Origin of the sequence: Streptomyces sp. APSN-46.1 (assembly GCF_022815725.1) — a bacterium.
In the GTDB taxonomy this organism is placed as follows: Bacteria; Actinomycetota; Actinomycetes; order Streptomycetales; family Streptomycetaceae; genus Streptomyces.
In genome coordinates, this window is the sequence record NZ_JALGRF010000002.1 from 450,015 (window position 1) to 475,176 (window position 25,162).

Annotated in this window: 24 protein-coding genes and 1 pseudogene; 15 read left to right on the plus strand and 10 right to left on the minus strand. The window is 71.2% G+C overall.

Features of this window, described 5'->3' with window-relative positions:
* Positions 1–7 precede the first annotated feature (7 nt).
* The 4 genes from ybeY to MTF65_RS08635 are packed head-to-tail and all read left to right on the plus strand — an operon-like array spanning position 8 to position 2,575.
* Complete coding sequence (gene ybeY / locus MTF65_RS08620) at positions 8–505, plus strand: rRNA maturation RNase YbeY (RefSeq protein WP_243627796.1); 498 nt, start codon at positions 8–10, stop codon at positions 503–505.
* The gene (locus tag MTF65_RS08625) at positions 502–1,812 is read left to right on the plus strand and encodes a hemolysin family protein (protein WP_243627797.1); all 1,311 of its coding nucleotides are present in this window, start codon (positions 502–504) and stop codon (positions 1,810–1,812) included. The genes ybeY and MTF65_RS08625 overlap by 4 nt, the downstream gene beginning before the upstream one ends.
* Positions 1,809–2,162: an MmcQ/YjbR family DNA-binding protein gene (locus MTF65_RS08630; protein ID WP_243627798.1), complete on the plus strand. Its 354-nt coding sequence runs from the start codon at positions 1,809–1,811 to the stop codon at positions 2,160–2,162. The genes MTF65_RS08625 and MTF65_RS08630 overlap by 4 nt, the downstream gene beginning before the upstream one ends.
* Positions 2,163–2,218: 56 nt before the next feature.
* Positions 2,219–2,575, plus strand: a complete 357-nt coding sequence (locus MTF65_RS08635) for a cytidine deaminase (protein ID WP_243627799.1) — start codon at positions 2,219–2,221, stop codon at positions 2,573–2,575.
* A gap of 325 nt (positions 2,576–2,900) precedes the next feature.
* On the opposite strand, the gene MTF65_RS08640 is transcribed toward MTF65_RS08635, so the two are convergent.
* Entirely contained in the window at positions 2,901–4,202 is a 1,302-nt protein-coding gene (locus MTF65_RS08640) for an MFS transporter (protein WP_243627800.1), read from the minus strand.
* 71 nt (positions 4,203–4,273) lie between these two features.
* Here MTF65_RS08640 and MTF65_RS08645 point away from each other — a divergent pair, with 71 nt between their 5' ends.
* The 4 genes and pseudogenes from MTF65_RS08645 to era all read left to right on the plus strand — a co-directional run bounded on the left by MTF65_RS08645 (position 4,274) and on the right by era (position 8,985).
* Positions 4,274–5,344: a GlxA family transcriptional regulator gene (locus MTF65_RS08645; RefSeq protein ID WP_243627802.1), complete on the plus strand. Its 1,071-nt coding sequence runs from the start codon at positions 4,274–4,276 to the stop codon at positions 5,342–5,344.
* A gap of 108 nt (positions 5,345–5,452) precedes the next feature.
* The gene (locus MTF65_RS08650) at positions 5,453–6,778 is read left to right on the plus strand and encodes a WxL domain-containing protein (protein ID WP_243628624.1); all 1,326 of its coding nucleotides are present in this window, start codon (positions 5,453–5,455) and stop codon (positions 6,776–6,778) included.
* 431 nt (positions 6,779–7,209) lie between these two features.
* Positions 7,210–7,524: pseudogene (locus tag MTF65_RS08655) on the plus strand (WxL protein peptidoglycan domain-containing protein); the annotation flags it as partial.
* A gap of 510 nt (positions 7,525–8,034) precedes the next feature.
* A complete protein-coding gene (gene era / locus MTF65_RS08660) occupies positions 8,035–8,985 on the plus strand; it encodes a GTPase Era (protein WP_243628625.1) in 951 nt (316 codons plus the stop codon).
* A gap of 22 nt (positions 8,986–9,007) precedes the next feature.
* On the opposite strand, the gene MTF65_RS08665 is transcribed toward era, so the two are convergent.
* The 5 genes from MTF65_RS08665 to MTF65_RS08685 form a co-directional block, all read right to left on the minus strand.
* Positions 9,008–9,715 carry a bifunctional 2-polyprenyl-6-hydroxyphenol methylase/3-demethylubiquinol 3-O-methyltransferase UbiG gene (locus MTF65_RS08665; protein ID WP_243627805.1) on the minus strand — a complete coding sequence of 236 codons (708 nt, stop codon included), beginning with the start codon at positions 9,713–9,715 and terminating at the stop codon, positions 9,008–9,010.
* Positions 9,716–9,841: 126 nt separating this feature from the next.
* Positions 9,842–10,666, minus strand: a complete 825-nt coding sequence (locus MTF65_RS08670) for a GNAT family N-acetyltransferase (RefSeq protein WP_243627807.1) — start codon at positions 10,664–10,666, stop codon at positions 9,842–9,844.
* Positions 10,667–10,768: 102 nt separating this feature from the next.
* Positions 10,769–11,038, minus strand: a complete 270-nt coding sequence (locus MTF65_RS08675) for a protealysin inhibitor emfourin (protein WP_243627809.1) — start codon at positions 11,036–11,038, stop codon at positions 10,769–10,771.
* A gap of 20 nt (positions 11,039–11,058) precedes the next feature.
* Positions 11,059–12,144, minus strand: coding sequence for a M4 family metallopeptidase (locus MTF65_RS08680; RefSeq protein ID WP_243627810.1), 1,086 nt, complete (start codon positions 12,142–12,144; stop codon positions 11,059–11,061).
* 110 nt (positions 12,145–12,254) lie between these two features.
* Positions 12,255–13,397: a transposase gene (locus tag MTF65_RS08685; RefSeq protein ID WP_308407129.1), complete on the minus strand. Its 1,143-nt coding sequence runs from the start codon at positions 13,395–13,397 to the stop codon at positions 12,255–12,257.
* 299 nt (positions 13,398–13,696) lie between these two features.
* Here MTF65_RS08685 and leuA point away from each other — a divergent pair, with 299 nt between their 5' ends.
* The 6 genes from leuA (at position 13,697) to MTF65_RS08715 (ending at position 20,466) form a co-directional block, all read left to right on the plus strand.
* Entirely contained in the window at positions 13,697–15,460 is a 1,764-nt protein-coding gene (gene leuA, locus MTF65_RS08690; RefSeq protein WP_243627811.1) for a 2-isopropylmalate synthase, read from the plus strand.
* Positions 15,461–15,676: 216 nt separating this feature from the next.
* On the plus strand, positions 15,677–16,378 hold the full coding sequence (locus MTF65_RS08695) for a TerB family tellurite resistance protein (protein ID WP_243627812.1): 702 nt from the start codon (positions 15,677–15,679) through the stop codon (positions 16,376–16,378).
* A 519-nt stretch (positions 16,379–16,897) separates the two neighbouring features.
* Positions 16,898–18,463 (plus strand): solute carrier family 23 protein, encoded by a 1,566-nt coding sequence (locus tag MTF65_RS08700; protein WP_243627813.1) that lies wholly within the window; start codon positions 16,898–16,900, stop codon positions 18,461–18,463.
* A 115-nt stretch (positions 18,464–18,578) separates the two neighbouring features.
* Positions 18,579–19,325 (plus strand): DNA repair protein RecO, encoded by a 747-nt coding sequence (recO, locus tag MTF65_RS08705; protein WP_030009060.1) that lies wholly within the window; start codon positions 18,579–18,581, stop codon positions 19,323–19,325.
* Positions 19,326–19,336: 11 nt separating this feature from the next.
* Entirely contained in the window at positions 19,337–20,164 is an 828-nt protein-coding gene (locus MTF65_RS08710; protein ID WP_243627814.1) for an isoprenyl transferase, read from the plus strand.
* Positions 20,165–20,286: 122 nt separating this feature from the next.
* On the plus strand, positions 20,287–20,466 hold the full coding sequence (locus MTF65_RS08715) for a hypothetical protein (protein ID WP_243627817.1): 180 nt from the start codon (positions 20,287–20,289) through the stop codon (positions 20,464–20,466).
* Here MTF65_RS08715 and MTF65_RS08720 read toward each other — a convergent pair.
* From MTF65_RS08720 to MTF65_RS08735, 4 genes are read right to left on the minus strand one after another with little or no spacing between them, the layout of a single operon-like run.
* Positions 20,463–20,885 carry a Fur family transcriptional regulator gene (locus tag MTF65_RS08720; RefSeq protein ID WP_243627819.1) on the minus strand — a complete coding sequence of 141 codons (423 nt, stop codon included), beginning with the start codon at positions 20,883–20,885 and terminating at the stop codon, positions 20,463–20,465. The genes MTF65_RS08715 and MTF65_RS08720 overlap by 4 nt on opposite strands.
* A gap of 55 nt (positions 20,886–20,940) precedes the next feature.
* Positions 20,941–21,807, minus strand: coding sequence for a metal ABC transporter permease (locus MTF65_RS08725; RefSeq protein WP_243627822.1), 867 nt, complete (start codon positions 21,805–21,807; stop codon positions 20,941–20,943).
* On the minus strand, positions 21,807–22,598 hold the full coding sequence (locus MTF65_RS08730; protein WP_243627824.1) for a metal ABC transporter ATP-binding protein: 792 nt from the start codon (positions 22,596–22,598) through the stop codon (positions 21,807–21,809). Before MTF65_RS08730 ends, MTF65_RS08725 begins: the two co-directional genes overlap by 1 nt.
* Before the next feature lie 29 nt (positions 22,599–22,627).
* A complete protein-coding gene (locus tag MTF65_RS08735; RefSeq protein ID WP_243627826.1) occupies positions 22,628–23,620 on the minus strand; it encodes a metal ABC transporter substrate-binding protein in 993 nt (330 codons plus the stop codon).
* Positions 23,621–23,774: 154 nt separating this feature from the next.
* Between MTF65_RS08735 and MTF65_RS08740 the strand changes: the two genes are divergently transcribed.
* A complete protein-coding gene (locus MTF65_RS08740; protein WP_243627828.1) occupies positions 23,775–25,157 on the plus strand; it encodes a glycine--tRNA ligase in 1,383 nt (460 codons plus the stop codon).
* Positions 25,158–25,162 lie beyond the last annotated feature (5 nt).

Below are 25,162 nucleotides of genomic sequence, written 5' to 3' on the forward strand. Positions count from 1 at the left end.
GCGCACCATGTCGATCGACGTCAACAACGAGTCCGGGATCGAGGTCGACGAGCAGGCGATCCTCGACATCGCCCGCTACGCGCTCACCCGGATGCGGATCCACCCGCTCTCCGAGCTCTCCGTCATCGTCGTGGACGAGGGGGCGATGGAGCAGCTCCACATCCAGTGGATGGACCTGCCCGGACCCACCGACGTCATGTCGTTCCCGATGGACGAACTCCGTCCGCCGGCGAAGGACGACGAGGAGCCCCCGCAGGGGCTCCTCGGCGACATCGTGCTCTGCCCCGAGGTGGCGAAGAAGCAGGGCGAGGACGCCCCGACGCGGCACTCCATGGACGAGGAGCTCCAGCTCCTGACGGTCCACGGGGTGCTGCACCTGCTCGGGTACGACCACGAGGAGCCGGACGAGAAGGCCGAGATGTTCGGCCTCCAGGCGGCCATCGTCGACGGCTGGCGCGGTGAGCGCGGCATCACCGGTCCGTCCCCGGCCCCGACCGTCTCGTGACCCAGGCTCCCCAGCTGATCACCGGGGCGGTCCTGCTGGTCGTGGTGGCCTGGTTCGCGGCGTGCGCCGAGTCCGGGATCGCCCGGGTCTCCAGCTTCCGCGCGGAGCAGGCCGTACGGGAGGGCCGGCGCGGCAGCGCGAAGCTCGCGCAGGTCGCCGCCGACCCCACCCGCTACGTGAATGTGGCCCTGCTGGTCCGGGTCACCTGCGAGATGGCGGCGGGCGTGTTCGTCACGTACGTCTGCCTCGACGCGTTCGGTGAGAACTGGACCGCGCTGCTCGTGGCGATCGGCGTGATGGTGCTCGTCTCGTTCGTCGCGGTCGGCGTGTCCCCGCGTACGATCGGCCGCCAGCACCCGCTGAACACGGCGACGGCGGCGGCGTACGTACTGGTCCCGCTGGCCCGGGTCATGGGCCCGATCCCACAGCTGCTGATCCTCATCGGCAACGCGCTCACGCCCGGCAAGGGCTTCCGCAAGGGGCCGTTCGCCTCCGAGGCCGAGCTGCGCGCGATGGTGGACCTGGCGGAGAGGGAATCGCTGATCGAGGACGACGAGCGCCGGATGGTGCATCAGGTCTTCGAGCTCGGTGACACGCTCGTGCGCGAGGTGATGGTGCCGCGTACCGATCTGATCTGCATCGAGCGGTACAAGACGATCCGTCAGGCGACGACCCTCGCGCTGCGGTCGGGTTTCTCGCGCATCCCGGTGACCGGGGAGAACGAGGACGACATCGTCGGGATCGTGTACCTGAAGGACCTGGTCCGCAAGACGCACATCAGCCGGGAGGCGGAGTCCGACCTGGTCTCGACTGCGATGCGGCCGGCGGTGTTCGTGCCGGACACCAAGAACGCGGGCGATCTGCTGCGCGAGATGCAGCAGGTACGCAACCACGTGGCCGTCGTCATCGACGAGTACGGGGGCACGGCGGGCATCGTCACCATCGAGGACATCCTGGAGGAGATCGTCGGCGAGATCACCGACGAGTACGACCGCGAGCTCCCGCCGGTCGAGTACCTGGGGGAGGACCGCTACCGGGTGACCGCGCGGCTGGACATCACGGACCTCGGCGAGCTGTTCAAGGTCGAGGCCTTCGACGACGAGGACGTCGAGACGGTCGGCGGGCTGCTGGCGAAGGCGCTGGGGCGGGTCCCGATCGCGGGCGCGTCGGCGGTGGTGGAGCTCCCGGACGGGCGTCCGCTGCGGCTGACGGCCGAGTCCCCCGCGGGGCGGCGGAACAAGATCGTGACGGTGCTGGTGGAGCCGTTGGTTCCGGCGGTCGGCGAGGGTGAGGAGGGAGCGGAGTGACCCCGCAGGAGCTGCGCGCGTTCTGCCTCGGTTTCAACGCGGCGGTGGAGGAGTTCCCCTTCACCCCGGAGACCTCGGTGTTCAAGGTGCTGGGAAAGATGTTCGCCCTGTCGGCGCTGGACGCGGAACCGCTGACGGTCAACCTCAAGTGCGAGCCGGAGCTGGCGGTACGGCTGCGGGCGGAACACCCGGCGATCCGGCCGGGCTGGCACATGAACAAGCGGCACTGGAACACGGTGACGGTGTCCGAGCTCCCCGACGAACTGGTCCGCGAGCTGGTGGAGGACTCGTACGACCTGGTGGTCGCGGGTCTGCCGAGGGCGGAGCGGCTGAGGCTGGACCGGCCCTGACGGGTTCGGCGGGGTGGTCGCACGACCGCGCCGAGGCGCTCCCTATGCTTTCGCCCATGACGGAGAGCACCGGGATCGACCCCGAGGACAGCAAGATCATCACGCTGGCGCGCAGCGCCCGGGCCCGCAACGGGGTGCCCGAAGGGGCGGCGGTGCGGGACGAGACGGGCCGCACGTACGTCGCCGGGACGGTGGAGCTGGACTCCCTGAAGCTGAGCGCGCTGCAGACCGCGGTGGCGATGGCGGTGGCGAGCGGGGCGCGTTCCCTGGAGGCCGCGGCCGTGGTCAGCGCGGCGGAGGCGGTGGCCGACGCCGACCGCGCCGCGGTCCGCGACCTCGGCGGCCCGACCACCCCGGTCCTGCTGGCGGCCCCGGACGGAACCCTGCGCTCCACCACCCCGGCCGGCGCCTGATCCCTCCCGGGAGGGGGAACGTGCGGCCCGGGGCCCCCGCGGACACGCCGCGGCGGCCGGCCACATCCAGCCTCGCCGGCCCCCTCCAGCCTCGGCGTTTGAGGCCCCGCCGGGCACACTCAGCCTCGCATTTGAGGCCCCACCGGGCACACTCAGCCTCGCCGGCGTTTGAGGCGCGGGTCCGGGCGGAGCCCGGTGCCCGGCGGGGCCGGGTTTCTACCCCACCTACCGCGGGGAGGTGCCCCCACGGGCTCCGCCGCAGCCCCCGCGCCTCAAACGCCGGCGAGGCTGAAAGGCAAACCCCGCGCGGGGGTGTCGGCCGGGGTCACGCGGCGGTGGCCGGGCGGCGGCGGATGACCATGGCCATCAGGGCGGCCATCGCGCACAGCGCGCCCGACGCGTACCAGACGAGGTCGTACGAGCCGAAGACATCCCGCGCCAGGCCGCCCAGGAAGGCGACCACCGCCGCGCCGATCTGGTGCGAGGCCAGGACCCAGCCGAACACGATCGCGCTGTCCTCCCCGTAGTGCTCGCGGCACAGCGCGATGGTCGGCGGCACGGTCGCGACCCAGTCCAGGCCGTAGAAGACGATGAACAGGACCATCGGCGGGTGGATCGTCGGGGCGAGCAGCAGCGGCAGGAACAGCAGCGAGACCCCGCGCAGGGCGTAGTAGACGGCGAGGAGCCGCCGCGCCTCGAAGCGGTCCGTGAACCAGCCCGACGCCACCGTGCCGACCACGTCGAACACACCGATCACCGCCAGCAGCCCCGCCGCCGCCGTCACCGGCATGCCGTGCTCGTGGGCCGCCGGTACGAAGTGGGTCCTGACCAGGCCGTTGGTCGAGGCCCCGCAGATCGCGAAGGTGCCCGCCAACAGCCAGAAGGGGCCGGTGCGGGCCGCCTTGAACAGCACCGTCACCGTACGCCGCGCCGCGCCCCGCGCCGGGGCCGGCTTCTCCGCGTACGTGCCGCCGTACGGGGCGAGCCCCACGTCCGCCGGGTGGTCGCGCAGCAGCAGCCACACGAAGGGGACCACGACCAGGGCCGCCAGCGAGACCGTCACCGCCGCCGGGCGCCAGCCGTGCCGCTCCACCAGCCAGGACAGCAGCGGCAGGAAGATCAGCTGGCCGGAGGCGCCCGCCGCGGTCAGGATGCCGGTGACCAGGCCGCGCCGGGCGGTGAACCAGCGGTTGGTCACCGTCGCCGCGAAGGCCAGTGCCATCGAGCCGCTGCCCAGCCCCACGAGCACGCCCCAGAACAGCACCAGCTGCCAGGACGCCGTCATCCAGATCGTGGCGACCGAGCCGCCGGAGATCACCAGCAGGGCCAGGGCCACGACCCGGCGGATGCCGTAGCGGTCCATCAGCGCGGCCGCGAAGGGCGCCGTGAGCCCGTACAGCGCGAGGTTCACGGAGACGGCGAAGCCGATCGTGCCGCGCGACCAGTCGAATTCCTCGTGCAGCGGATCGATGAGCAGTCCGGGCAGGGAGGCGAAGGCGGCCGCGCCGATGATCGTCACGAAGGCGACGGCCGCGACGAACCAGGCGCGGTGGACACGTCCGGGCGTCGCCGTGGGGGTGCGCGAGGGCGAGGGCGTGGGCGTGGTGGAGGGGGCTTTCTGCGTCACGCGGACAGCTTCCGGCCCGGGCGGCCCGCCGCGACAGTGGCCTGACTGTCACGTTTCGCTACGATCGGGCCATGGAGTCGAAGCAGCGGGCGCACCGTGTCGTCGTCCTCGCCCTCAGCGGGCTGCTGCCCTTCGAGCTCGGCATCCCGCACCGGATCTTCGGCCGCGCCAAGGATTCCGCCGGGCGGCCGCTCTACGAGATCGTCACCTGCGGGCTCGCCCCGGGGCCGGTCGCCACGGAGGCCGACTTCGCGATCCAGGTCGAGCACGGCCCCGAGGCGCTGGCCACGGCCGACACGGTCGTGGTGCCCGCCTCGTACGAGCTGGGCCCGGTGCACGAGGAGGGCCGGCTGACCGAGGAACTCGCGGCGGCCCTCGCGTACATCCGCCCCGGCACCCGGCTCGTTTCCATCTGTACGGGTGGTTATGTGCTGGCCGCCGCGGGGTATTTGGATGGCCGCCGGGCGACGACCCATTGGGCCTCCGCCGAGCACTTCCAGCAGCTGTTCCCGGCGGTACGGGTGGACGCGGGCGTGCTCTACACCGACGACGGGGACGTGCTGACCTCCGCGGGCGTCGCCGCCGGCATCGACCTGTGCCTGCACATCGTGCGCCGCGACCACGGCGCGGCCATCGCCAACGAGGTGGCCCGGCGGACGGTCGTACCGCCCCACCGACCCGGCGGACAGGCCCAGTTCATCGAGCGCCCGGTGCCCGAGCCGCAGCTGGCCAGCACGGCGGCGGCCCGCGCGTGGGTGCTGGGCCGGCTGCACGAGCCGTTGGCACTGTCCGACCTGGCCCGCCAGGAGGCCATGTCGGTACGGACGTTCACGCGCAGGTTCCGCGAGGAGTGCGGGGCCAGCCCCGGCGAGTGGATCGTCGGGCAGCGGGTGGAGCGGGCCCGGTCGCTGCTGGAGCAGACGGACCTGCCGATGGAACGGGTGGCGCGGCAGGCGGGGTTCGGGACGGCGCAGTCGCTGCGCAAGCATGTGCAGGCCGCGCTGGGGGTGAGCCCGACGGCGTACCGGCGGACCTTCCGGGCGTCCGTGCCCGTGGTCGCTCACCCGTCACCCACCCACCCATCACCGCCCACCCCGCCATCTACTGATGGGCCATCAGATGATGCCGGGTCCGTGCATTGACTTCTCCAGCCGCCCGCTCGTGAATGGCCCCCTGTCGGCGGGACGGAACCCAGGGGGCGGACAGTGCGCACAGGGGCGGGCAGCAGGAGACGGTCGTGGGCCCTCGGCATGGCGGCCGTGCTCGCGGCCGCTGCCGGGGGAGCGCTGAGCGCACCTGCCGCCGCCGGGGGGAGCGCGGCGGCCGCGGGACCCCCGGGGCAGGTGCTGCCGGGCCAGGTGGACTTCCCGACGCACTGCCTGCCGCCGCAGGAGGCCGGACTGCCGCCCGCCGACGGGCCGACGACCGCCCGGATCACCGTCGACAACCCGGCGCCGCGCGTCGGGGACACCGTCACCGTGACGTACCAGGTGGTCAGGACCCCGGCCGTGAACCCGGTCGGGGCCGAGCTGCCCGCCGATGTGCTGACCCCGACCGGGAGGGTGCTCCTCTCCGGCGCGCAGAGCGGCGAGGTCACCGTCGTGGGCGCCGAACGGAACGACGCCGTCGGGGCGGGCGCGGCGCTGCCCGGGGTCACCATGACCGGCACCTTCACCGTCACCGCGCCCGGGGAGACCGCCCTGGCCGCGGGCGGCTACACCCTGCACACCGGCCACCTGCTGGACCTGGACACCGTCTGCACACCGGACGCGGCAGCCGCGAGCCCGGTCTCCGCACGGCTCACCGCGAGCCCGCTGCCGCAGGCCAACCTGCGCGGCGTCTCGCTCGGCACGGCGTACGGGAAACCGGGCGCGAAGGTGACGGTCACCGGCGCGGGGTTCGCGCCGGGGGCGGCCGTGACGGTGGCCGGCCGGGCGGGCGCCGCCGAGACCCCGGACCGGGTGGCGGCCGAGGCCGACGCACTCGGGGTGTTCCGGGCCGAGCTCCCGGTGACGGACAGGGCGACGACCGGGGTGGTGGCGTACGAGGGCGCGGGCTGGGCGGCGGGGCGGGGCTCGGGACCGGCCGCGTACACGGTGATCGACGCCGTCGCCCCGCTGCCGCCGGGCACGCAGAAGGTGACGGCGGTGGTGGAGCCGGGCGCGCTGGCGATGACCCAGGCGGGAGAGGCGGTCGTCCTCGGCGCGGTCCCGTACGGGGACGGGGGCGCGGCGCCGGGGCGGATCGGGACGGTGACGGTCAAGGACGCGCGGGGCGGGCCGGCGGGCTGGTCGCTGACCGGCAAGGTCACGGACTTCGCGGGGGCGGGCGGCGTGCGGATCCCGGGGGCGTCGCTGTCCTGGACGCCGTCGTGCGCGGCGGCCGCCGGCAGTCCGAGCCGGTGCGTGCCGGGCAGCGCGGGTGTCGTGGGGGCGGAGGGCGCGGTCCTCGCGGCGACGCCGGACGCGGCGGTGGTGGGCGGGACGTTCACGGTGGACGCGACCGTCGAGCTGCGCATCCCGCCGTACACCCCGCCGGGGGCTTACACGGCGGTCCTGACCCTGACCCTGTCGTGACCGTGACCGTGACCGTGGCCGGCGTCGGGGTCCCGCTGCGCGGTGCCATCTCCCCGCCCCGCCTTTCCACCGTTCCCCGGGCTCTGCCCGGACCCGCGCCTCAAACGCCGGCGGGGCTGGGAGGTGGCCGGGGTCTGGGGCGGAGCCCCTGGGGGTACCTCCCAGCGGAGCTGGGGGAGAAACGGCGAAAGGGCGGGGCGGGGAGAGAAGCCCCGCAGGGCCGGCCCCCGCGCGGCCGCGTCCGGGACCTGCTGCCCGCCTGCGGGGCGGCGGTGGTCGCGACCAGGCTCGGGGTGCTGTTGCGCGGGGCGGCGGTGGTCGCGACCAGGCTCGGGGTGCTGTTGCGCGGGGCCGCGGTGGTCGTGATCGGGCTCGGGGTGTTGGTCGGTGGAGCCGGGGTGGCGGCGGGGGCCGACAACGGGCAGTGGTCCGTGCTGCCCGCGGCCAACACTGTCACCCAGCGGCCGTACTTCTACCTCGCCGCCGCCCCCGGCGGGACCGTGGCCGACACCGTCACCGTCGCCAACCGGACCGACCGCCCCCGGTCCTTCCGGCTGTACGCCGCCGACGCCTACAACACCCCCCGCGACGGCGGCTTCGCCCTCCGCGGCCCCGACGAGCCGCGCCGCGCCACCGCCGCCTGGGCGAAGCTCGCGCGGGAGCGGGTCACCGTCCCCGCCCGGGGGTCGGTGAACGTCGCCTTCACGCTCACGGTCCCCGACCGGGCGGAGCCCGGGGACCACCCCGGCGCCATCGTGGCCGTCGAGGACCAGCCCGACAGCGACAGCGACAGCGGCGACGCCGGCATCGGCGTACGCCAGGCCGTCGCCGCCCGCCTGTACCTGCGCGTCACCGGCCCGACCGCCGCCGCGCTCGCCGTCGAGGACCTCCGGGTCACCGGGCAACGCGGCGGCGACGCGGAGGTCTCGTACACGCTGCGCAACCTCGGCAACGTCACCCTTCGCCCCCGGGGCACCCTCACCGCCTCCGGCGCCCTCGGCCGCGGTCTGCTCGACCGGGAGCTCCCCGGGCTGCCCGCCGAACTGCTCCCCGGCCAGCGGGTCCGGCTCGCCGTCCGTTGGGCCGACCCGCCCGCCGCCGAGTGGGCCGAGGTGACGGTGCAGGTCAGCGACCATGGGACGGCCGCCCGGGCCTCCGTCGGCCATGCCGCGCGACCCGGACTCGCGACCGTCCTCGCCGCCGCTCCGGCCCTCCTCGCGGCGGCCTGGTCGGCGCTGGGAGCGGCATCGGGGAGAATGGCCCGTATGAGCGATCGTTCCCCCGAGCCCACCGCCCCGCACCGCGCGGGCTTCGCCTGCTTCGTCGGCCGCCCCAACGCGGGGAAGTCGACCCTGACCAACGCACTCGTGGGCACCAAGGTCGCGATCACCTCCAACCGGCCGCAGACCACCCGCCACACCGTCCGCGGCATCGTGCACCGCCCCGACGCCCAGCTCGTCCTGGTCGACACGCCCGGCCTGCACAAGCCGCGCACGCTCCTCGGCGAGCGGCTGAACGACGTCGTCCGGACCACCTGGGCCGAGGTCGACGTCATCGGCTTCTGCCTGCCGGCCGACCAGAAGCTCGGCCCCGGCGACAAGTTCATCGCCAAGGAGCTCGCGGGGATCAAGAAGACCCCCAAGATCGCCATCATCACCAAGACCGACCTGGTCGAGTCCAAGGCCCTGGCCGAACAGCTCCTCGCCGTCCACCAGCTCGGCGCGGAGCTGGGCTTCGAGTGGGCCGAGATCGTCCCGGTCTCGGCGGTCGGTGACAGCCAGGTCCAGCTGCTGGCCGACCTGATCGCGCCGCTGCTGCCGGAGAGCCCGCCGCTGTACCCGGAGGGCGACCTCACCGACGAGCCCGAGATGGTGATGGTCGCGGAGCTGATCCGCGAGGCCGCCCTCGAAGGCGTACGGGACGAGCTCCCGCACTCCATCGCGGTCGTGGTGGAGGAGATGATCCCCCGGGAGAACCGCCCGGCGGACCGGCCGCTGCTGGACATCCACGCGAACGTCTACATCGAGCGGCCGAGCCAGAAGGGCATCATCATCGGCCCGAAGGGTTCGCGCCTGAAGGAGGTCGGCATGAAGTCGCGCAAGCACATCGAGGCGCTGCTCGGCACGCCGGTCTTCCTCGACCTGCACGTGAAGGTCGCCAAGGACTGGCAGCGCGACCCCAAGCAGCTCCGCAAGCTCGGCTTCTGACGCCTTGCCTTTGGCGAGCCGCTCAGCGCAGCCGCCGTAGCTTCACCACGTTGTCCGTCCGGGTCCCGGGCCGGCCGTCAGGCTGGTTCTGGACCCGTTCGTGTTCCTCGGCGAGCAGGACCTCCCACCCGCCCTCGGGCAGTTCCAGGTCCGCGACGACGTCCTCCGGGGCCGGGAAGCGGACCGAGTGATCCCGGTCCTCCTGCCAGTGCGCCCAGCCCGCGTGCCCGACGATCAGCAGCACTCCGCCGGGGGCCACCGCCGAGGCGGCGGTACGGAGGATCCGCTCGCGCGGAAAGTCCCCCATCGAGTGCAGGAAGCTGGCGCAGACCAGGTCGAACTCGCCGGCGGGGAACGACAGCGCGAGGTCGTGACGCTGCCACTCGATCCGGTCGGCGACCCCCGTGTCCGCCGCGTGACCGGCCGCCCGCTTCAGGGCGATCCCCGAGATGTCGGTCCCGGTGACGCGCCAGCCCTGCCGGGCCAGCCACACGGCGTCGGCGCCCTCACCGCAGCCGAGGTCCAGGGCCCGCCCCGGGGCGAGGTCCTGGACCTCGCGGACCAGGACGGTGTTGGCGTTGCCGCTCCAGATCTGCTCGCTCTCGCTGTAGCGGGAGTCCCAGAACTCCTCGCCGCCGCCGGCGGCGGGCCCGTCGGAGGGGGAGTGGACGTGCGCGTGGGGCTGCTGGTGCTGGTGCTGGTGCTCGGTCTGCTCGGTCTGCTCGTGCATCGGCGTCTCTTCCTGTACGCGTGCCGGTGTGCGGTCGCTTCCGATGCTCCGCCCGCCCCCACCGAACGGGCAAACATCGTTGCCGTTTCAGCAACAAGGCCCTGCCCGCACCCCCTGTCTCAGTCCCTAGGAACGCTCCTCCTTCTCCTCCGGCGGCGGCTCCGCGATCAGCCCCGTGCCCACCCGGAGGAAACCGGCGCGCCCGTAGACGCGGGCCACGTCCTCGTCGCCCGCCGTCAGGAACACCGTGGTCACCCCGCGTGCCAGCGCGTCCGCGACCAGGGCCGCCGTCACACCGAGGGCCAGGCCCTGGCGGCGCGCCGCGGGAAGGGTGCCGACGCCGACGATCTCGGCGACCTCGCCGACCGGGTTGTACTGGCCGGAGCACAGCACCACCCCGTCCCGCGCGGCCGCCGCCATGGCCGTGGTGCCCGATGCGAGCTTCCCCGAGATCATGGCCCGGCGTGCCGCCACCGCCGGGTCCGCGACCGCCACCGCCAGTTCGGCCGGACCGGCCTCGCCGAGCGCCGTCCCGGGCGCCGCGAAGGCCAGCATCGGCACGGTCACCGCCGCCGCCAGCAGCGGATCGCCGGGGCCGAGCAGCCGTACGTCGGGATGTGGCGCGAGGGGCGGCGCGGCGGGGTCCAGCGCCATCAGGGGGTACGCGTGGACACGCAGCCCGGCGGCCTCCACGGCGGCCCGCAGCGAGGGGTTGGTTTCGGCCACCCATTCGAAGGACTCCGGGAGCTTCAGCTCCCGCTGGCGGGCCAGTACCCGTTCGACGTCGGAGGCCGAGGCCGACGGGCCTCCGAGCGCGGGCCGCGCGTAGTACGGCCAGCCGTCGCCCTCCTGCACGAACAGGGTCAGAGCTCCGAAGTCCTCACCGCGCGCCCCGCCCACACGCGGTACCGCGTCGTAGTACCGCTCCAGCACGTCCAAGATCTTTGTCATACGGTCATACAAGCAAAGCCGCCCCGCGAGAGCATCCGCTTTGACTCCCGAACGGGCTGACAGCACGGGCTGCCCGCGCTTGCGGCCCTCACGCCCGGCCCCTCACGCGCCCTCCTTCAGCACGCGCGAGATCAGCGACCGCTGCGCGTCCGACAGGTTCGGCTCCTCGCAGGACACCGTCCGCCCGTCCACCGTGATCCGGTACGAGAACCCGTCCCGCACCCGGTGCGCCCCCGGTGCGGGCGGGCCGGGCCGCAGTGCCAGCTGCGCCAGGGCCTGCCACTCGTCCTCATCGGGCCGGCCCGAGGTGTCCACCTCGACCCGGCGCTCGATGCCCGCGAAACCTCCCGTACGCACCACCAGAATCCGCATGGGGCCTGTCTACCCCGCCGTCAGGCGGTCGGCACCCCTACCGTCGACCACGCCTTCTGCAGTGCCTGGTGCTCCGCGCCGCCGTCCCCGTACCGCGCGACGGCCGCCGCCACCGACAGCCGGGCGAAGTCCTTGAAACTGGCCTTCGAGGACAGCTCCCCGCCCGTCAGGGTGTCGTACCAGATCTGCCCGGCGCGCTCCCAGGCCTTGCCGCCCAGCTCCGTCGCCACCAGGTAGAAGGCGTGGTTGGGGATGCCGGAGTTGATGTGCACCCCGCCGTTGTCGCTGTAGGTCTCGACGTAGTCGTCCATCGTCGCCGGCTGCGGGTCCTTGCCGAGCTCGTCGTCGTCGTACGCCGTCCCCGGTGCCTTCATCGAGCGCAGCGCGACCCCGGTCACGTTCGGCCCCAGCAGTCCGGCGCCGATCAGCCAGTCCGCGTCCTGGGCGCTCTGGTCGAGGGAGTACTGCTTGATCAGCGAGCCGAAGACGTCGGACATCGACTCGTTCAGCGCGCCCGATTGCCCCCGGTAGACCAGGTTGGCCGAGTACTGGGTGACGCCGTGGGCGAGCTCGTGGCCGATCACGTCCACCGACACCGTGAAGTCGAGGAACAGGTCCCCGTCCCCGTCGCCGAAGACCATCTGCTGGCCGTCCCAGAAGGCGTTGTTGTAGTCCTCGCCGTAGTGCACGGTCGCGTCCAGCGGCAGCCCGGCATCGTCGATCGAGTGGCGCCCGAAGCCCTTGAGGAACAGCTCGTACGTGGCCCCGAGCCCCGCGTGCGCGCGGTTGACGGTGGCGTCCTTGCTCGCCGGGTCGCCTTCCGCGCGCACCTTCTTCCCGGGCAGCCGGGTGCGGTGCTCGGCGTCGTAGATGGTCCGTCGGGGGTCGTCCGAGAGGGGCGCCCCCAGCACCGGGGTGATGCCCCGGACGGTGGTGACGCGGCGCCGGGTGCGCAGCAGGGAGTCCTGTTCAAGGGTCCGCTGCGCGGCGTCGGCCCGCCGGGAGTCATCGGACTGCGCGATCTTGTCGAGCAGGTGCGGCGGCACCACGGTGCAGAAGACGGGGTGAAGGTGAGTGCGGCGGTCGTGAGCGCGGAAGGTATCCATGCCCGGCAATGTGGCACCGAGTTACTCCGATGTCACTAGAAGCAACCATGATTCATTCGGTTGTGTCACACGCCTCGTCGCCGGAGCGACGCGGCTTGCGTTACGGCGCATCACTGGCTGTGGTGCGCCGCCCGCGTCCGGTCGTCTCGCTGGTGCGGGACGGCTGGGGCCGGTGACGGGGCCCCGCGTCGCCACAACTCCCACGCGCGTGCGCGGATGTTGCGGGAGCCGTTGCGGTCTGCGTGATCAACGAATCCGCAGGACCGGCACACGAAGCGGGCCTGTGAGACCCGGTTCGCCTTGTCGATGTGCCCGCACTGGGAGCAGGTGCGGGACGTGTACGCCGGATCGACGAACACCACGGGCACTCCCGCCCGGCGGGCCTTGTAGGAGATGAATTCTGCGAGCTGGGCGAACGCCCAGGAGTGCACCATGGCCCGTTGGGGCTTTCTTAGCCGTACCCGTTCACGGATACCGGTCAGGTCCTCCAGACCGATCCCGCGCCCGGTGCGTGCGGCCTCGGCCACGATGCGTTTCGCGATCTTGTGATTGATGTCCCGGGTGCGCCGGGCCTCCTTGCGGCGCCTGCGCTGCGCGCGACGCCTCGCGGATTTGGTTCTCTTGCGTTGCAGATTGGCCCGTAGTTTCAGATCCCGTTCGCGCAGGCGATTGAGCCGGCGCCCGGCCATGATCTCGCCGTCCGAGGTGGTGGCGATGTTCACGATCCCCAGGTCAACGCCGAGAAAGCCCATCGGGTCGGTGTCCAGCTCCGCCTCGGGCACCTCGCAGGTCGCGAGCAGATACCAGTCGCCGTCACGACGCAGCAGATCGGACTCGCCTTGGCGGTGGTAGCCCAGTGTGGCGAGTTGCTCGGCGCCGGCTGTGATGGCCACACCCTTGAGGCGTCCGCTCGTCGTCCAGATGGAGACGGTGCGTGCTTCGATCTGCGACGACAGCATGCGGTCGTCGTACGGCTGGGCGGCATCGGACCGAAAGGAGGGCGGCTTGGGTGCGACCTGACGGTGGCGCCCTGAGGCCGGCCTGTGGAGCCTCCGGGCACGCAGGCTCGCCAGGGAGGTCGTGCAGGCGTCGGCCGCTTTCTTGATCACGTGCTGTGCCGCCTGTGCTCCGAGCCCCCACCGCGCCTTCACCTCGGCGTAGGTGTGCCTGCGCAGCTCAAGGTTCCGGTACGCCTCTTCCGCGTACGCGATCTCGGCCGCCCATGATCGTGGCCAGCGATGATGTGATCGCACGTACGAATCTCGCGGGCTCCGGTGGATCGACCGGACCTCCTTGATGGAAGAGAGGTATAGCTCACATTAGGTACAAATCGGACAGGCGGGTCTTGCATACTGAAACAGGTCCTCGCGTTACGGCGCGGCTCGGTTAGGCTCGGCCCATCATGCGTTTCGGGCTGCTTCTCCTTAGCTGCCGCGGCGAGGGTCTGTAGTCGTAGGCCGGCCCCCTCCCCGCGGAGTTTGGTGTTGCGGTTTTGCGACCGCCGTCGGCCGTCCCAGCGAACTACACGCGGACACGCGAGGAGCCCTACGCCATGAGTCAGCACACTTTCGTTGGTCGCCCCACGCCCATCACGAACGCGACCCACACCCAGAAGCCCTCCGGAATGCCGATCCACAAGTACGGCTCGTACGAGCAGGTGGACATCCCGGACCGCACCTGGCCCGACGCCCGCGTCACCAAGGCTCCCCGCTGGCTGTCCACCGACCTGCGTGACGGCAACCAGTCGCTGATCGACCCGATGACCCCCGCCCGCAAGCGCGAGATGTTCGACCTGCTGGTGCGCATGGGCTACAAGGAGATCGAGGTCGGCTTCCCGTCCTCCGGCGAGACCGACTTCAACTTCGTGCGCTCCATCATCGAAGAGGGCGCGATTCCGGACGACGTCACCATCTCCGTACTGACCCAGGCCCGCGAGGACCTGATCGAGCGGACCGTGGAGTCACTGGTCGGCGCCAAGCGCGCCACCGTGCACCTCTACAACGCGACCGCGCCGACCTTCCGCCGGGTCGTCTTCCGCGGCTCCAAGGAGCAGATCAAGCAGATCGCCGTCGACGGCACCCGCCTGGTCATGGAGTACGCCGAGAAGCTGCTGGGCCCCGAGACCGTCTTCGGCTACCAGTACAGCCCGGAGATCTTCACCGACACCGAGCTGGACTTCGCCCTGGAGGTCTGCGAAGCCGTCTGCGACGTCTGGCAGCCGGCCGAGGGCCGCGAGATCATCCTGAACCTGCCCGCCACCGTGGAGCGCTCGACGCCGTCCACGCACGCGGACCGCTTCGAGTGGATGGCCCGCAACCTGACCCGCCGCGAGCACATCTGCATCTCCGTACACCCCCACAACGACCGTGGCACCGCCGTGGCGGCCGCCGAGCTGGCCCTGATGGCCGGCGCCGACCGCATCGAGGGCTGCCTGTTCGGGCAGGGCGAGCGCACCGGCAACGTGGACCTGATCACCCTGGGCATGAACCTGTTCTCGCAGGGCATCGACCCGCAGATCGACTTCTCGCAGATCGACGAGATCCGCCGCACCAGCGAGTACTGCAACCAGATGGAGGTCCACCCGCGCCACCCCTACGCGGGCGACCTGGTCTACACCGCCTTCTCCGGCTCCCACCAGGACGCCATCAAGAAGGGCTTCGACGCCATGGAGGCCGACGCGGCCGCCGCCGGCAAGACGGTGGACGAGATCGAGTGGGCGGTCCCGTACCTGCCCATCGACCCGAAGGACGTCGGCCGTTCCTACGAGGCCGTCATCCGCGTCAACTCGCAGTCCGGCAAGGGCGGTATCGCCTACGTCCTGAAGAACGACCACAAGCTGGACCTGCCGCGCCGCATGCAGATCGAGTTCTCGCGGATCATCCAGGCCAAGACCGACGCCGAGGGCGGCGAGGTCACGCCGAAGGCGATCTGGGACGTCTTCTCGGACGAGTACCTGCCCAACCCCGAGAATCCGTGGGGCCGCATCCAGCTGCGCTCCGGCCAGACCACCACCGACAAGGACGGCACGGACACGCTGACCGTCGAGGCGGTCCTGGACGGCGTGGACACCGTGCTGAACGGCACCGGCAACGGTCCGATCTCGGCCTTCTTCGACGCGCTGGCCGGCATCGGCGTCGACGCCCGCCTGCTGGACTACACCGAGCACACCATGAGCGAGGGCGCCTCCGCCGTGGCCGCCTCGTACATCGAGTGCGCGATCGACGGCCGCGTCCTGTGGGGCATCGGCATTGACGCCAACACCACCCGCGCCTCCCTGAAGGCGGTCATCTCCGCCGTCAACCGCGCGGGCCGCTGACCCGTCGGCACGCTTCGGACCCCGCCCCTCCGCCTGGAGGGGCGGGGTCCCGCCGTTTCCGGCCCGGCACCTCGGCGCGCCAACCGGCGGGGGCGTGGTTCGGCCAAGTCCACGGGGTGGCGCAGGTTGTCTTGTCACACGACTGACGGATCCTCACTGATGTGGCTAACATCACGCCCACCCGACGACGTTGCCGGGACGTGACGGAGGTGCGACGTGCTGCCAGTTCGGGGTGGGGACGGCCGGAAGCTGACGGTCTGGGGCATCCGTACCACCTGGAGCACCGTGAGCGACGGGGAGTTCTTCTGCCCCGGCTGCGGCGGTGACCGCAACTACCGCCGGCGCACCGGACGTCGCCGGTTCACCGTCCTGGGCGTGCCGCTGCTGTCGCGCGGCCGGACCGGACCCGTCGTCGAGTGCCAGGCCTGCCGGGACCGCTTCGACACCGAGGTCCTGGACCACCTCACCACCACCCGGTTCTCGGCGTTGCTGCGCGACGCCGTGCACACCGTGGCGCTGGCCGTGCTGGCGGCGGGCGGGACGGCCTCGCGCAGTGCGCTGGAGGGCGCCGTGTCGGCCGTACGGTCGGCGGGCTTCCAGGACTGTACGGAGGAGCAGCTGGAGTCCCTGGTGGAGGCGCTGGCGACCGACGAGGGCCGGCTGGGCCTGTACGACGGCCCGGAGTGCTGCGGGGCCGCGCTGTCGATAGAGCTCCACGAGGCCCTGGAGCCGCTGGCCCCGCACCTGGCCGGGCCGGGCCGGGAGTCGATCCTGCTCCAGGGGGCGCGCATCGCGCTCGCGGATGGGCCGTACATCCCCGCCGAGCGCGAGGTGCTGGCCACGGTGGGCGCGGCGCTGCGGATGACCCCGGACGAGGTGGCCCGGCTGCTGTCCGGCGTACGGGCCTCCGGGGCGTAGCGAACGCATACGAAACGGCTCCCGGGGAGGTAACAATCCGGCCTCGCGGGGGCTGAACCGGAGCCTTCCGCCATCCGTGCAGGGGTGGAGACGTGTGCTCCGGGATCGCGCGATCCCACTCCTTGGACGGCCGGATCCATGGGGCGGGATTGCGGTGCGGGTCGCCTCGCGAAACGCGTACGAGCAGGTCAGGCCGTAGGTGGTGCACGGTCGCGCGACAGGAACGGGCCCTTCACCGGCGCGTTCCCCTTACGCCCCTGTCGCGGCACCCGCCATTGGGCAAACCTCCAAAAGTGACGTCACTGAACGTCAACACTTTGTGGAAGTCGACGATACCTGTGAGGACTCCCACAGGCGTTCAATTCCGGTCACACGACGAGACGCCGGCGGAAACATCGCAGGGCTTCGATTCACGTGATCGCACTGACAACCCTGGCGGACCAACGGGACAGCGACCCACTCCGGCCAGGGATAACCAGATTCCTCTCGGTTACCTACCTTTTGAAGGGCAAGGCAGAGATGGCACGTGTCGCCGCCCGGCTTTCCGCAGACGGAGAGCAGAGCACGCACCCGGTCGACGAGGTGCTCCCCCTCCCCAAGCTCGCGCTGTACGGCTTCCAGCACGTACTCGCCTTCTACGCCGGTGCGGTGATCGTCCCGATCATCGTGGGCGGCGCCCTGGGCCTCACCACCGAGCAGCTGGTCTACCTGATCAACGCCGACCTGTTCACCTGCGGCATCGCCTCGATCCTCCAGGCGTGGGGCATCGGCCGGATCGGCGCGCGACTGCCTCTGATCCAGGGCGTCACCTTCACCGCGGTGTCCCCGATGATCGCCATCGGTCTCGGGGCGGGCGGCGGAACGGCGGGCCTGCTCGTCATCTACGGCGCCGTCATCACGGCCGGCATCGCCACCTTCGCCTTCGCCTGGCTGCCCGCCAAGGCCTTCCGCGCCATCATGCGGATCTTCCCGCCGGTCGTCACCGGCACGGTGATCACGGTCCTCGGCATCGTGCTGATCCCCGTCGCCCTGAACGATGCCGCGGGCGGCGTCGGCAGCCCCGACTTCGGCGACCCGAAGAACTTCGCGTACGCCGGCGGCACGATGCTCTTCATCCTGGTCCTGATGAAGCTCGGCCGGCCCTTCCTCTCCAGCATCGCCATCCTGCTCGGCCTGGTCGGCGGCACCGCCGTCGCCTTCCTGCTCGGGGACGCCAAGTTCGGCGGCGTGGGCGGCGCGGACTGGGTAGGCGTCACCACCCCGTTCCAGTACGGAGCCCCGAAGTTCGAGTGGTTCCCGATCCTGCTGATGCTCATCGTCATGCTGATCACCATGGTCGAGACGACCGGTGACACCTACGCCGTCGGCGACATCGTCGGCAAGGAGGTCGACAGCGAGACCGTGGCCCGCGCCCTGCGTGCCGACGGCGCCGCCACCGCGCTCGGCGGTGTCCTCAACTCCTTCCCGTACGTGGCCTTCGCCGAGAACGTCGGCCTGGTCCGCATGACCAAGGTCAAGAGCCGGTTCGTCGTGGTCGCGGCGGGCGTCTTCATGATCGTCCTCGGTCTGCTCCCGAAGGCCGCCGCGATCGTCGCCGCCGTCCCGCACGGAGTCCTCGGCGGCGCCGCGACCGTGATGTTCGGCATGGTGGCCCTGGCCGGTATCCAGACCCTCGCCAAGGTCGATCTCAAGGAGGAGAAGAACGCGCTGGTCGTGGGCGTCTCCCTGGCCTTCGCGCTGCTCCCGGCCACCGTTCCGGTCTTCTTCAAGGAGCACATGGACGCCGACCTGTCCTCGCTCCTCAACAGCGGTGTGACGCTCGGTGCCACGGCCGCGATCGTGCTGAACCTGATCTTCAACGGTCCGGGCAAGGACGGCGCCCACGGCGCCCCGCAGGCCGAGCTGCCCGCCCAGGCGGTGGCGGCCCCGGCCGGCGCCGAGAAGGCGGACGACGACGCGGAGACGGCCGAGAAGGCGGATGACGACGCCGAGACGGCTGAGACGGCCGAGAAGACGGCTGAGACGGCCGAGAAGACGGCCGAGACGGCCGAGAAGGCGGCCGGCGCCGCGACGCCCGCCCCCTGACCCCTCCCAAGAGGTGGACGGCCCTCCGCCCGGACCCTCCCCCAGCTACCGCTGGGAGGTGCCCCCAGTCCGGGCGGAGGGCCGTCGCCGCGCCCGCACAGGCGACAATGGGCCCATGAGTCTGTTCCGCGACGACGGCATCGTGCTGCGCACCCAGAAGCTGGGTGAGGCGGACCGCATCATCACGCTCCTCACCCGAGGCCACGGCCGGGTGCGGGCCGTCGCCCGCGGGGTCCGGCGGACGAAGTCCAAGTTCGGCGCCGGGCTGGAACCTTTCTCCCACGCCGACGTGCAGTTCTTCGCCCGGGGCAGCGAGCTGATCGGCCGCAGCCTCCCGCTCTGCACCCAGACCGAGATCATCGCCCCGTACGGGAACGGCATCGTCACCGACTACGCCCGCTACACCGCCGGCACCGCGATGCTGGAGACCGCCGAGCGCTTCACCGAGAACGAGGGCGAGCCCGCCGTACAGCAGTACCTGCTGCTCGTCGGCGCCCTGCGCACCCTCTCCCGGGGGGAACATGAACCGCACCTCATCCTCGACGCGTTCCTGCTGCGCTCGCTCGCCGTCAACGGCTACGCGCCCAGCTTCGAGGACTGCGCGAAGTGCGGGATCCACGGCCCCAACCGGCACTTCTCCGTCGCCGCCGGCGGGGTCATATGCGGCGACTGCCGGGTCCCCGGCAGCGTCGTACCCTCATCGGAGGCCATCGCCCTCCTCAGCGCGCTGCTGACGGGCGACTGGGGCCACGCGGACGCCTGCGAGGCGCGTCATGTGCGGGAGGGCAGCGGACTGGTCTCGGCCTATTTGCACTGGCATCTGGAGCGCGGGCTACGCTCCTTGCGATACGTCGAGAAATAGGAGCTGGGCACATGGCACGACGCGGGATTCTGGGACGCTCTCGCCGGGAGTACAAGGTTCCCGAGCCGCACCCGTCCGGTGAGCGCCCGCCGAAGATCCCCGGTGAGCTGGTCCCGAACCACGTGGCCGTCGTCATGGACGGCAACGGCCGCTGGGCCAAGGAGCGCGGCCTGCCGCGCACCGAGGGCCACAAGGTCGGCGAGGGCGTCGTCCTCGACGTGCTCAAGGGCTGCCTGGAGATGGGCGTCAAGAACCTCTCCCTGTACGCCTTCTCGACGGAGAACTGGAAGCGCTCGCCCGACGAGGTGCGCTTCCTGATGAACTTCAACCGCGATGTCATCCGGCGCCGCCGCGACGAGATGAACGAGCTCGGCATCCGGATCCGCTGGGTCGGCCGTATGCCGAAGATGTGGAAGTCGGTCGTCCAGGAGCTCCAGGTAGCCCAGGAGCAGACCGTCGACAACGACGCGATGACCCTGTACTTCTGCGTCAACTACGGCGGCCGCGCGGAGATCGCGGACGCGGCGCAGGCGATCGCGCGGGACGTGGCGGCGGGCAGGCTGGACCCGTCGAAGGTCAACGAGAAGACCTTCGCGAAGTACATGTACTACCCGGACATGCCGGACGTGGACCTCTTCCTGCGCCCCAGTGGCGAGCAGCGCACCTCCAACTACCTGATCTGGCAGAGCGCGTACGCCGAGATGGTCTACCAGGACGTGCTGTGGCCGGACTTCGACCGCCGCGACCTGTGGCGGGCCTGCCTGGAGTACGCCCAGCGCGACCGCCGCTTCGGCGGCGCCGTCCCGAACCAGTCGGAGCCGGGCGGCTCCGCTGGCTGACCTGCCGGTACGCTCTGCCGCCATGGACACGACTGGCCTGGCGGTGGAGCTGTACTAGGGCGCGGAGCGCAGGGACGTACGGGAGGTCATGCGGCTCACCCTGCCTGGTCCACCTGCGGCGGGTGGCGCGCGGCTTGTACGGCTGGGACGTGTACGCGGGCTGGACCGAGTCCCGGAACCTGATCGTGTTCAGGTACCGGAACGGCGGCGACCTGGGCTGGATCCCGAAGCGGGCGGCCCTGCTCCCGGAGGACCTGGACCGGCTCCGGGACCTCCTCGACCGGAACGTGCCCAGGTTCTAGCCGGCGGACGCGCAGTCGGCGCAGGTGCCGAAGATCTCCACCGTGTGGGCGACGTTCACGTAGCCGTGCTCGGCCGCGATGGAGTCGGCCCATTTCTCCACCGCCGGGCCCTCCACCTCGACCGCCTTGCCGCACTTGCGGCAGACCAGGTGGTGGTGGTGTTCCCCGGTGGAGCAGCGGCGGTAGACGGATTCGCCGTCGCTGGTGCGCAGCACATCGACCTCGCCGGCGTCGGCGAGGGACTGGAGGGTGCGGTACACGGTGGTCAGGCCCACGGAATCGCCGCGGTGCTTGAGCATGTCGTGCAGCTCCTGGGCGCTGCGGAACTCGTCCACCTCGTCCAGTGCCGCCGCGACGGCGGCCCGCTGCCGAGTGGATCGTCCTCGTACTGGCGCGGTCTCGCCAGGCGCAGTCGCCACCGGTTCCTCCTTGTGTCGGTCCTGCCCATTGTGCCAGGCGACCGATCAACGCGAGCTAGACGTTCACGTCATCCCGCGTGCAGACCTCATCGGCGGCGCGGGCCGCCTTCGCCCGGCGGCGGGCGAGCGGGGCCGACAGGGCCGTCATCACCATGAAGACGCCGATGGCGAGCAGCACGATGGTGCCGCCGGACGGGGCGTCGATGTAGTACGTCGTGACCGTGCCGGACAGGGACACGAGCACGCCGATGACCATGGCCAGCGTCAGAGTGGCCGTGAACCCGCGGGTGACGCGCTGGGCGGCGGCCACGGGGATCACCATCATGGCGCTGACCAGCAGCAGGCCCACGATGCGCATGGCCACGGTGACGGTGACGGCTGCGGTGACGGCCATCAGCAGGTTCAGGGCGCGCACCGGCAGGCCGGTGACCCGGGCGAACTCCTCGTCCTGGCAGACCGCGAACAGCTGGCGGCGCAGGCCGAGGGTGACGGCGATCACGAAGGCCGCGAGGATCACGACGGCGGTGACGTCCGCGGGCGAGACCGTGGTGATGGAGCCGAAGAGATAGCTGGTCAGGTTGGCCGTGGAGCCGCCCGGGGCCAGATTGATGATCATGACGCCGCCGGCCAGACCACCGTAGAAGAGCATGGCGAGCGCGATGTCCCCACTGGTCTTGCCGCGGGAGCGGATCAGTTCCATGCCGACCGCGCCGATGACGGCGACCAGCGTGGCCATCCACACCGGGCTCGTGTTGAGCAGGAAGCCCAGGGCCACGCCCGTCATGGCCACGTGGCCGATACCGTCGCCCATGACCGCCTGGCGGCGCTGGACGAGGTACGTGCCGATCGCGGGGGCGGTGACGCCGACGAGCACGGCCGCGAGCAGGGCGCGCCGCATGAAGTCGTAGGTCAGGAGGTCCATCAGCTCAGCAGTCCCGTCCGCAGGGGCTCGGCGTCGTGCGCCGCGTGGGGGTGTACGTGGTCGTGGCCGGGCAGTGCGTGCTGGCCCACGGCCTCGGGGGGCGGGCCGTCGTGGACGACGCAGCCGTCGCGCAGGACGACGGCCCGGTCGATCAGCGGCTCCAGCGGGCCCAGCTCGTGCAGGACGAGCAGGACGGCCGAGCCGGCGGCGACCTGCGCGCGCAGGGCGTTCGCGAGGACCTCCTGGTTGGCCAGGTCCACGCCGGCCATCGGCTCGTCCATGATCAGCAGTTCGGGCTCGACGGCGAGTGCCCGGGCTATGAGGACGCGCTGGTGCTGGCCGCCGGAGAGGGCGTTGACCGAGGCGTCGGCGTGCGAGCCCATGCCCACCAGGTCCAGCGCGCGCTCGACGGCCGCCTTGTCGGCCTTGCGCAGGATCCCGAAGCGGGAGCGGGCGAGGCGGCCGGAGGAGACGACCTCGCGGACGGTGGCCGGGACGCCGCTGGCGGCGGTGGTGCGCTGCGGGACGTACCCGATGCGCGACCAGTCCTTGAACCGCTTGAACTCGGTGCCGAAGAGGGACAGGGCGCCGCCGGTCAGCGGGACCTGGCCGACCACGGCGCGGACGGCCGTGGACTTGCCGGAGCCGTTGGCTCCGAGCAGGGCGACGACCTCACCGCGCCGGACGGTGAGGTCGACTCCGCGCAGCACGGGGCGAGAGCCGAGCGTGGCCGTGGCCCGGCGCAGGGATATGACGGCCTCGCCGGGGGACTCGGCGGACGTGGACTCCATGGCTCGCGCCTCCGTTGCTGCTACTGCTGTCATGACGTGGTGCCGAGCGCCTTCTGGAGGTTCTTCAGGTTGGAGCGCATGACCTCGAAGTAGTCAGCGCCCTGGGACTTGTCGGTGATTCCCTCGAGCGGGTCGAGGACATCGGTCTTCAGGCCCGTGTCGGAGGCGAGGCTCTTGGCCGTCTTGTCGCTGGCCAGGGTCTCGAAGAACACCGTGGAGACATTCTCCTTCTTCGCGATCTCCCGGATCTCCTTCATGCGGGCCGGGCTCGGCTCGGACTCGGGGTCGAGGCCGGAGATGCCCTCCTGGTCCAGGCCGTAGCGCTCGGCGAGGTAGCCGAAGGCGGAGTGCGTGGTGATGAAGGTCTTGGTGGCCGGGTTCTTCAGGCCGGTCTCGAACTCGGTGTTCAGCGCGTTCAGTTGGGCCACGAGCTCGTCGGTGTTCTTCTTGTAGTCCGCCGCGTGGTCGGGGTCGGCCTTCTCCAGTGCCGCGCCGACGCCCTTGGCGACCTCGGCGTACTTCACCGGGTCGAGCCAGACGTGCGGGTCCTGGCCGGCTTCGCCGTCGCCGTGGTCGTCGCCGTGGGCCTCCTCGCCCTCGCTCTCGGCCTCGCCCTCGTGGCCGTGGTCGTGGCCGGAGGTGCCGTGCGCCTCCAGGGAGGTGAGCGTGCCGGCGTCGACGATGTTCTTCACGCCGGACTGGGCGACGGCCTTGTCGACGGCGGGCTGCAGGGTCTTGAGGTAGAGCACCACGTCGGCCTCGGCCAGCTGCGCGGTCTGCTTCGGGGTGATCTCCAGGTCGTGCGGCTCCACACCCGGCTTGGTCAGGGTGGTGGCCTTCACGTGGTCCTTGCCGATCTGCTCGGCGAGGAACAGCATCGGGTAGAACGACGCCGTCACGTCGAGCTTGCCGTCGGAGTTGCCGCCGGAGGCGCCGGCTCCGGAGCAGGCGGTGAGGGCCGTGGCGCCGAGGGCGACGGCTCCGGCGAGGGCGGCGGTGGGTATGAGGCGTCGTACGTTCATGACATCCATTTTCATCAAAAATGGAAACGATTGTCAAAAACCCTGGTGGGCGGCCCCCGTGGAGGCCGTGGAGGGGGATCCGATTTGAAAGGGGGGGTGCGGGCGCCGGTAACCTTAAGGCTTCGCCGTTCGTCCTCGTAATGAAGAGAGCACCGTGGCCGCCGACAAGATCGAAACCATCGTCAGCCTGAGCAAGCGCCGTGGCTTCGTTTTCCCGTGCAGTGAGATCTACGGCGGCTCTCGGGCTGCCTGGGATTACGGTCCGCTGGGTGTCGAGCTGAAGGAGAACATCAAGCGCCAGTGGTGGAAGGCGATGGTCACCGGGCGTGAGGACATCGTCGGTCTCGACTCGTCCGTGATCCTGGCCCCCGAGGTCTGGGTGGCCTCCGGCCACGTCGCGACCTTCTCGGACCCGCTGACCGAGTGCACCTCCTGCCACAAGCGTCACCGCGCGGACCACCTGGAAGAGGCGTACGAGGCCAAGCACGGCCGCGTGCCCGCCAACGGTCTCGCCGACGTCAACTGCCCCAACTGCGGCGTGAAGGGCCAGTTCACCGAGCCCAAGCAGTTCTCCGGCATGCTGGAGACCCACCTCGGCCCGACCCAGGACACCGGCTCGAAGGCGTTCCTGCGCCCCGAGACGGCCCAGGGCATCTTCACCAACTTCGCCACGGTGCAGACCACCTCGCGCAAGAAGCCCCCGTTCGGCATCGCGCAGATGGGCAAGTCCTTCCGGAACGAGATCACTCCGGGTAACTTCATCTTCCGCACGCGCGAGTTCGAGCAGATGGAGATGGAGTTCTTCGTCAAGCCGGGCGAGGACGAGCAGTGGCAGGAGTACTGGATGGCCGAGCGCTGGAACTGGTACCGCGGCCTCGGCATCCGCGAGGAGAACATCCGCTGGTACGAGCACCCGAAGGAGAAGCTGTCCCACTACTCGAAGCGCACCGCCGACATCGAGTACCGCTTCAACTTCGGCGGCAACGAGTTCTCCGAGCTCGAAGGCGTGGCCAACCGCACCGACTTCGACCTCAAGGCGCACTCCGCCGCCTCCGGCCAGGACCTCACCTACTTCGACCAGGACGCCGGTGAGCGCTACACCCCGTACGTCATCGAGCCGGCGGCCGGTGTCAACCGCGCCATGCTCGCCTTCATGCTCGACGCGTACAACGAGGACGAGGCCCCGAACGCCAAGGGCGTCATGGAGAAGCGCACCGTGATGCGCCTCGACCCGCGCCTGGCCCCGATCAAGGTCGCCGTCCTGCCGCTGTCCCGCAACGCGCAGCTGTCGCCGAAGGCCAAGGGCCTCGCCGCCGACCTGCGCAAGAACTGGAACATCGAGTTCGACGACGCGGGCGCCATCGGCCGCCGCTACCGCCGCCAGGACGAGATCGGTACGCCGTTCTGCGTCACCGTCGACTTCGACACCCTGGACGACAACGCCGTGACCGTGCGTGAGCGCGACACCATGAAGCAGGAGCGCGTCTCCCTGGACCAGATCCAGAGCTACCTCGGCAGCCGTCTGCTCGGCTGCTAGGTTCC

What these genes read in the sequence shown, in the direction of transcription:
- MTF65_RS08645 (WP_243627802.1), top strand. Translation starts at nt 4,274, where the DNA reads ATGGAGTCGAAGCAGCGGGCGCACCGTGTCGTCGTCCTCGCCCTCAGC.
- MTF65_RS08700 (WP_243627813.1), top strand. Translation starts at nt 16,898, where the DNA reads ATGGCACGTGTCGCCGCCCGGCTTTCCGCAGACGGAGAGCAGAGCACG.
- MTF65_RS08710 (WP_243627814.1), top strand. Translation starts at nt 19,337, where the DNA reads ATGGCACGACGCGGGATTCTGGGACGCTCTCGCCGGGAGTACAAGGTT.
- recO (WP_030009060.1), top strand. Translation starts at nt 18,579, where the DNA reads ATGAGTCTGTTCCGCGACGACGGCATCGTGCTGCGCACCCAGAAGCTG.
- leuA (WP_243627811.1), top strand. Translation starts at nt 13,697, where the DNA reads ATGAGTCAGCACACTTTCGTTGGTCGCCCCACGCCCATCACGAACGCG.
- MTF65_RS08730 (WP_243627824.1), bottom strand. Translation starts at nt 22,598, where the DNA reads ATGGAGTCCACGTCCGCCGAGTCCCCCGGCGAGGCCGTCATATCCCTG.
- MTF65_RS08675 (WP_243627809.1), bottom strand. Translation starts at nt 11,038, where the DNA reads ATGCGGATTCTGGTGGTGCGTACGGGAGGTTTCGCGGGCATCGAGCGC.
- era (WP_243628625.1), top strand. Translation starts at nt 8,035, where the DNA reads ATGGCCCGTATGAGCGATCGTTCCCCCGAGCCCACCGCCCCGCACCGC.
- ybeY (WP_243627796.1), top strand. Translation starts at nt 8, where the DNA reads ATGTCGATCGACGTCAACAACGAGTCCGGGATCGAGGTCGACGAGCAG.
- MTF65_RS08635 (WP_243627799.1), top strand. Translation starts at nt 2,219, where the DNA reads ATGACGGAGAGCACCGGGATCGACCCCGAGGACAGCAAGATCATCACG.
- MTF65_RS08670 (WP_243627807.1), bottom strand. Translation starts at nt 10,666, where the DNA reads ATGACAAAGATCTTGGACGTGCTGGAGCGGTACTACGACGCGGTACCG.
- MTF65_RS08735 (WP_243627826.1), bottom strand. Translation starts at nt 23,620, where the DNA reads ATGAACGTACGACGCCTCATACCCACCGCCGCCCTCGCCGGAGCCGTC.
- MTF65_RS08680 (WP_243627810.1), bottom strand. Translation starts at nt 12,144, where the DNA reads ATGGATACCTTCCGCGCTCACGACCGCCGCACTCACCTTCACCCCGTC.
- MTF65_RS08665 (WP_243627805.1), bottom strand. Translation starts at nt 9,715, where the DNA reads ATGCACGAGCAGACCGAGCAGACCGAGCACCAGCACCAGCACCAGCAG.
- MTF65_RS08650 (WP_243628624.1), top strand. Translation starts at nt 5,453, where the DNA reads ATGGCGGCCGTGCTCGCGGCCGCTGCCGGGGGAGCGCTGAGCGCACCT.
- MTF65_RS08725 (WP_243627822.1), bottom strand. Translation starts at nt 21,807, where the DNA reads ATGGACCTCCTGACCTACGACTTCATGCGGCGCGCCCTGCTCGCGGCC.